General features: G+C 71.8%; 7 protein-coding genes. 2 read left to right on the top strand and 5 right to left on the bottom strand.

Annotated features, from left to right (window positions below; translation table 11 throughout):
- A partial coding sequence (rlmB, locus tag B4E30_RS09435; RefSeq protein ID WP_286794989.1) for a 23S rRNA (guanosine(2251)-2'-O)-methyltransferase RlmB occupies positions 1–902 on the bottom strand: 902 nt, incomplete at its 3' end.
- On the bottom strand, positions 895–2,304 hold the full coding sequence (gene cysS, locus B4E30_RS09430) for a cysteine--tRNA ligase (protein ID WP_286794987.1): 1,410 nt from the start codon (positions 2,302–2,304) through the stop codon (positions 895–897). The genes cysS and rlmB, both read right to left, overlap by 8 nt.
- Positions 2,305–2,378: 74 nt before the next feature.
- On the opposite strand from cysS, the gene B4E30_RS09425 reads away from it, so the two are divergent.
- Positions 2,379–3,299: a DMT family transporter gene (locus B4E30_RS09425; RefSeq protein ID WP_286794985.1), complete on the top strand. Its 921-nt coding sequence runs from the start codon at positions 2,379–2,381 to the stop codon at positions 3,297–3,299.
- 10 nt (positions 3,300–3,309) lie between these two features.
- Here the strand turns inward: B4E30_RS09425 and ispD are convergent, their stop codons facing one another.
- Positions 3,310–4,515, bottom strand: a complete 1,206-nt coding sequence (ispD, locus tag B4E30_RS09420; RefSeq protein ID WP_286794982.1) for a 2-C-methyl-D-erythritol 4-phosphate cytidylyltransferase — start codon at positions 4,513–4,515, stop codon at positions 3,310–3,312.
- A 21-nt stretch (positions 4,516–4,536) separates the two neighbouring features.
- A complete protein-coding gene (locus B4E30_RS09415) occupies positions 4,537–5,019 on the bottom strand; it encodes a CarD family transcriptional regulator (protein ID WP_071044454.1) in 483 nt (160 codons plus the stop codon).
- 128 nt (positions 5,020–5,147) lie between these two features.
- Here B4E30_RS09415 and B4E30_RS09410 point away from each other — a divergent pair, with 128 nt between their 5' ends.
- The gene (locus B4E30_RS09410) at positions 5,148–5,669 is read left to right on the top strand and encodes a hypothetical protein (protein ID WP_071044453.1); all 522 of its coding nucleotides are present in this window, start codon (positions 5,148–5,150) and stop codon (positions 5,667–5,669) included.
- Between the two features lie 74 nt (positions 5,670–5,743).
- On the opposite strand, the gene B4E30_RS09405 is transcribed toward B4E30_RS09410, so the two are convergent.
- A partial coding sequence (locus tag B4E30_RS09405; RefSeq protein WP_286794980.1) for a winged helix-turn-helix domain-containing protein occupies positions 5,744–5,941 on the bottom strand: 198 nt, incomplete at its 5' end.

Raw genomic sequence — 5,941 nt, 5'->3', positions numbered from 1 at the left:
GACACGATCTGGTCGCACGTCTCGGTCACCAGGCGGGAGAGCCCCTTGCCCTCGGAGCCGACGACGATCACGACCGGCCGGTCGGCCAGTTCGAGCTTCGGCAGCGACACGTCGCCCCCGCCGTCGAGCCCGAGCACGAAGACCCCCTGCTTCTTGTACTCCTTGAGCGTGGACGTGAGGTTCGGCGCGAGAGCGACCGGGATGCGCGCGGCCGCGCCGGCGCTGGTCTTCCACGCGGCGGAGTTGACACTGGCCGAGCGTCGCTGGGGCAGGATGATCCCCTGACCGCCGAACGCGGCGGTCGAGCGGATGATGGCCCCGAGGTTGCGCGGGTCGGTCACCCCGTCGAGGGCGACCAGGAGCGGGGTCGCGCCGGTGTCGAGCACCTGCTCGAGCAGGTCCTGCGGGTGCGCGTACTCGTAGGGCGGCACCTTGAGGGCGACACCCTGGTGCACGCCGTCGAATCCGGCCATGCGGTCGAGCTCCGGCCGGGTGACCTCGAGGATCGCGATCTCGCGATTCGTGGCGATCGACAGCATCTCCTTGACGCGATCGTCCATCTCCACCCGCTGCGCCACGTAGAGCGCCGTGGCCGGGATGCGCGCACGCAGCGCCTCGAGCACGGAATTGCGCCCGGTGACGGTCTCGGTGTCGTCGGAGGATCCGCGGCCGGAGCGGTTCGGGTTCGAGCCCTGGGGCTTCGCTCCCGGACGCCCCTTGCCGCCCGCGGCGACGTAGCGGTCCTGGGCGGCCTTGCGCTTGCCGGCGGGGTGCCAGGCGCGGTCCTCCGCCTTGGGCGTGGGGCCCTTGCCCTCGAGCGACCGTCGCTTCTGTCCGCCGGACCCCTTCGTGGGGCCCTTCTTCTTGCCCCGGCTCGCGCCGGGTCGTCCTGGCTTAGCCATCGCTCAAGCTCCAGTGTGTTCCATCGGGGGTGTCTTCCAGGGTGATGCCGGCGGCGGCGACGGCGTCGCGGATCCGATCGGCCGTGGCCCAGTCCTTCGTCGCGCGCGCGTCGGCCCGCTGCGTGATCATCGTCTGCACGAGCGCGTCGAGCGCCGTCGCGTGCGCGTCGCCGGTGTCGCTGCGCCACATCGGATCGAACGGGTCGATGCCGAGCACGCCGGTCATCGCGGCGACGTCGGCGAAGGCGCGCAGCGCCGCATCCCGATCGCCCGCCTCCAGTGCCGCGTTGCCCGCCCGGACCGTCTCGTGCAGCACGGCGAGCGCCTGCGGCACGCCGAGGTCGTCGTCCATCGCCGCCGCGAACCGGTCGGGGATTACGGCCGTCACGCGCAGGTCGACCGTGTCGTCGCGCAGCGTGCGCACGGCGCGGTCGAGGAAGCCTCGGATGCGCTCGAGTGCGGCCTCGGCCTCGGCGAAGCTCGAGGCGGAGATGTCCAGGCTCGACCGGTAGTGGGCGCCGGCGAGCGCGTAGCGCACGACGAGCGGGTCACGATCGGCGAGCACCTCGTCGGCGAGCAGGACGTTGCCGATCGACTTCGACATCTTCTGGTCGCCGACGGTCACGAGGCCGTTGTGCACCCAGTACCGGGCGAAGCCGTCGCCGGCGGCGGTGGACTGGGCCAGCTCGTTCTCGTGGTGCGGGAAGCGCAGATCGAGGCCGCCGCCGTGGATGTCGAAGTCGCCGCCGAGGTAGCGGCGCGACATCGCGGAGCACTCGATGTGCCAGCCCGGGCGCCCCGCGCCCCAGGGCGAATCCCACGACGCGCTGGCCGGCTCCCCCGGCTTCGCGCCCTTCCAGAGGGCGAAGTCGTGGGGATCGCGCTTGCCGCGCGGATCCGCGTCGGCCGCGGTCTCCATCGCGTCGACCTTCTGATGCGTCAGGTCTCCGTAGGCGGCCCAGGAGCGCACGTCGAAATAGACGTCGCCCGCCGCGGCGTAGGCGTGACCGCGATCGATCAGTCGCGAGATCAGCGAGATCATCTGCGGGATGGAGCCGGTCGCCCGCGGTTCGTAGGTGGGCGGGAGGATGCCGATCGCCGCGTAGGCGCGGCTGAACTCCTGCTCCATGCGGTAGGCCAGCGCCCACCACGGCTCGCCGTCGACGGCCTTCTCGAGCACCTTGTCGTCGATGTCGGTGACGTTGCGCACGAAGGTCACGCGGTCGTACCGGTGGGCGAGCCAGCGGCGAAGGATGTCGAAGCTCAACGCGCCGCGCAGATGCCCCAGGTGGGGCCCCGACTGCACGGTGGGGCCGCAGACGTACACGGTGACGTTCGCGGGATCGATCGGCACGAAGTCGCGCAGGAGCTGCGCCTTGGTGTCGTAGAGCCGGAGAGTCACCCGCCCAGCCTACCCGCGGCGCGCCGAGCGGCCGCCCCGGGAGGCGGCGCACTGAGGTGGGGTAGAACGGTGTGGTGCTGCACGTTCTCGCCGTCCTGGTCGCCGCGATGCTGTTCGGCACCACCGGCACCGCGCAGGTGCTCGGCCCCGACGGGACCACGCCGCTGTCGGTCGGCGTGATGCGGCTGATCGTGGGCGGAATCGCCATCGCCGCGATCACCTTCCCCCTCGCCGCCCGTCGAGCGCGGCGGTCGCCGACACCGCAACCTCGGGTGACACCGTGGGCTCTCGCCCTGATGGCCCTGACCGCCGTCGCGCTGGCCGTCTACCAGCCGCTGTTCTTCCTCGGCACCGCACGCAACGGCGTGGCGGTGGGAACGGTGGTCGCCCTGGGGTCGGCGCCGGTCCTCGCCGGTGTCGCCGAATGGATGCTCACCCGTCGCCGCCCGACCGCGACGTGGATCGGCGCGACCGCTCTCGCCACCGCCGGCGTCGTGATGCTCGGGTTCGCCGGCGGCGGCGAGGCTGGCACCGACCCGGCCGGCCTCGCGGGGTCGCTCGGCGCCGGCGCCAGCTTCGCCGTGATCGCCGTCTCCCAGCGCCGCCTGCTCGACGCCGGGTGGGATCCGTTCCTCGTCGTCGGGGCGATGGGCGCCGGCTCCGGCGTGCTGGCCCTCGGAGCGCTGCCGTTCGTCGACCTGACGTGGCTGGCCGACCCCGCGGGCATCGCCATGACGGCGTGGCTGGGGGTGGCGACGATCGCCGTCGCCTACACCGTCTTCACCTGGGGACTGAGCGGCCTCACCGCCGCGACGGCTGCGACGCTCACGCTGGGTGAGCCGCTGACGGCGACCCTTCTCGGCGTCGTCGTGCTCGGCGAACGCCTGCCGACCGTCGCTCTCCTCGGCCTCGCGGTTCTCGGGGCGGGGCTGGCCCTGCTGGCGTGGGGAGCGCGCACCCCGCGCGATCCCGAGCCGTTCGCCGTCGAAGGCTGACGGCTCCCGTTCAGGCGGGCAGCACCAGCGCGACGGCGGTGACCGCCACCCCCTCGCCGCGACCCGTGAACCCGAGGCCGTCGGTCGTCGTGGCCGACACCGAGACCGGCGCCCCGCCGAGAGCCGCCGAGAGCGCGCTCTCGGCCTCGAGCCGCCGCGGCGAGAAGCGCGGGCGGTTCGCCTGGATCTGCACCGCGACGTTTCCGACGCGCCAGCCCGCCTCCCCGAGAAGGCCCACCGTGCGCGTGAGGAAGACCTCGCCGTGCGCGCCGTCGTACTCCGGGCGGCCCGTGCCGAAGTGGGTTCCGATGTCTCCCAGACCCGCCGCCGACAACAGGGCGTCGACGATGGCGTGTGCCACCGCATCCCCGTCGGAGTGCCCCGCCAGGGCCGGTTCCCCCGGCCACGACAGGCCCGCGAGACGGAGGTCGCCGCTCGTCGCGAAGGCGTGAACGTCCGTGCCCACGCCCACACGAGGCGCCCCGCCGGTCGGGGTGAGCGTCGCGTGGCGCACCGGGAGCGGATCCGCCGCGACGAGATGACGGGCGCGCTCGAGGTCGGCCGGCGTGGTGATCTTGAACGCGAGCGGGTCGCCCGCCACGGCCGACACGTCGTGCCCCGCTTCGGCCATGAGCGCGGCGTCGTCGGTGTGCTCGCGCGTGACGGCGCGGTAGGCGGCATCCAGCACGTCTCGGCGGAAACCCTGCGGCGTCTGCGCCGCGGACAGCTCGGAACGGTCCACGGCTCCGACGACGGCGCGGTCTTCGACGCGCTTGATCGTGTCGATAACCGGCAGCACCGGGATGACGCCGTCGGCGCCGGCTTCGAGACCGGCGATCACGCGCGCGAAGACGTCGGGCGGCGTGAGCGCGCGCGCCGCATCATGCACGAGCACGTAACGGACATCACCCCACAGGGCGGCCAGACCCGCGCGCACCGACTCCTGGCGCGAGCCCCCTCCCGTCACGACGGTGACGAGGTCGCGCCGCTCGCCTGCCGCCTCGATCGCCTCGGTCAGCGCGTCGCCCTCCCGCCCGGCGGGAGCGACGACGACCACCTGCGCCGCAGCGGCGCGGAAGACACCGGCGAGGCAGTGCCGCAGCAGCGAATGCTCATCGATGCCGACGAGCGCCTTCGGCCCGCCGGCGCCCAGTCGGGTGCCGGCGCCGGCCGCGACGACGACGACGGCGACGCGGGGAACCGGAGTGATGCTCACGGCATCACGCTACCGGGGAGATCAGCTCGCGAGCACCTCGTCGAGCATGACGCTCGCCTTGTCCTCGTCGGTCTTCTCGGCCAGGGCGAGCTCCGAGATCAGGATCTGCTTGGCCTTCGCGAGCATGCGCTTCTCGCCGGCGGAGAGCCCACGGTCCTGATCGCGGCGCCACAGGTCGCGGACGACCTCGCTCACCTTGATGACGTCACCGGAAGCAAGCTTCTCGAGGTTCGCCTTGTAACGGCGGGACCAGTTGGTGGGCTCCTCGGTGAAGGGGGCACGCAGCACCTCGAAGACCTTGTCGAGGCCTTCCTTGCCGATCACGTCGCGGACGCCGACGAGGTCGACGTTCTCCGCCGGAACCTCGATGACCAGATCGCCCTGGGTGACGTTGAGCTTCAGGTATTTCTTCGTCTCGCCCTTGATCACACGGTCTTTGACCTCGATGATGGTCGCCGCTCCGTGGTGGGGGTAAACGACGGTTTCGCCAACCTCAAAAAGCATGGAGTTATGTCCCTTCGGCAACCTCCAGAATACCACAGGCGACATACGCTAAGGTTCTCCACCGCGGGCGGCGGCCCGTCACGGCCCCGGTCGGCACCCGCGCCGGTGACACCCTAGAATCGGAGACGATGCCGTCATCCGTCCCGGGAGGATCCGTGATCTCGAACAACCGCACCGCTGCGCGGCGACTGGCGTCTCTGGCGCTCGGCGCGGCCGTCGTCCTGGGGGCGACCGGCTGCAGCATGATCTCCACGCAGGCGACGACCATCCAGTACTCGCCGGGTGACGGGATGATGGTCCCCGACACCTCCGGTCCCCTGCAGGTGCGCAACGTGCTCGTGGTCACCGACGACGGCGAGCAGGGCAACCTCGTCGCCGCCGTCGTCAACGGCACCGACAGCGCCGAGACGCTCCGCATCGACATCGGCGACGCCGGGTCGGTGGGCACCGCGACGATCCGCGTCCCCGCGAACACGGTCATCAGCCTCGGGTCCGATGAGACCGAGCCGCTGCTGATCGAAGACCTCGGCGGAGCGATGCCGGGCACCGACATCCCGATGTCGTTCCAGTCGGGCGACGGCGAGACGACCGTCGTGCCCGTGCCGGTGCTCGACGGCGAACAGGACTACCTCGCGCCGCTCGTCCCCTGACCACCCGCGCCGCGAAGCGGTGAAGGCCCCGAAGCAGATCTCGATCTCCTCCGGGGCCTTCGTCGTCGTCGGGCTCAGGCCTCGAAGCGGTAGCCCAGACCGCGCACGGTCACGAGCATCGTGGGGTCGCTCGGGCTCTGCTCGATGCGCGAGCGGATGCGCTTGATGTGCACGTCGAGGGTCTTGGTGTCGCCGAAGTAGTCCGTGCCCCAGACGCGATCGATCAGCTGACCGCGGGTGAGCACGCGACCCGCGTTGCGCATGAGCACCTC

Origin of the sequence: Microbacterium sp. UBA3394 (genome assembly GCF_002358725.1) — a bacterium.
GTDB classification, from domain to species: Bacteria; Actinomycetota; Actinomycetes; order Actinomycetales; family Microbacteriaceae; genus Microbacterium; species Microbacterium luteum.
The sequence above is the reverse complement of the archived record's forward strand: the minus strand, read 5'-3'. Positions and strand labels throughout refer to the sequence as shown.

What these genes read in the sequence shown, in the direction of transcription:
- B4E30_RS09415 (WP_071044454.1), bottom strand. Translation starts at nt 5,019, where the DNA reads ATGCTTTTTGAGGTTGGCGAAACCGTCGTTTACCCCCACCACGGAGCG.
- B4E30_RS09410 (WP_071044453.1), top strand. Translation starts at nt 5,148, where the DNA reads ATGCCGTCATCCGTCCCGGGAGGATCCGTGATCTCGAACAACCGCACC.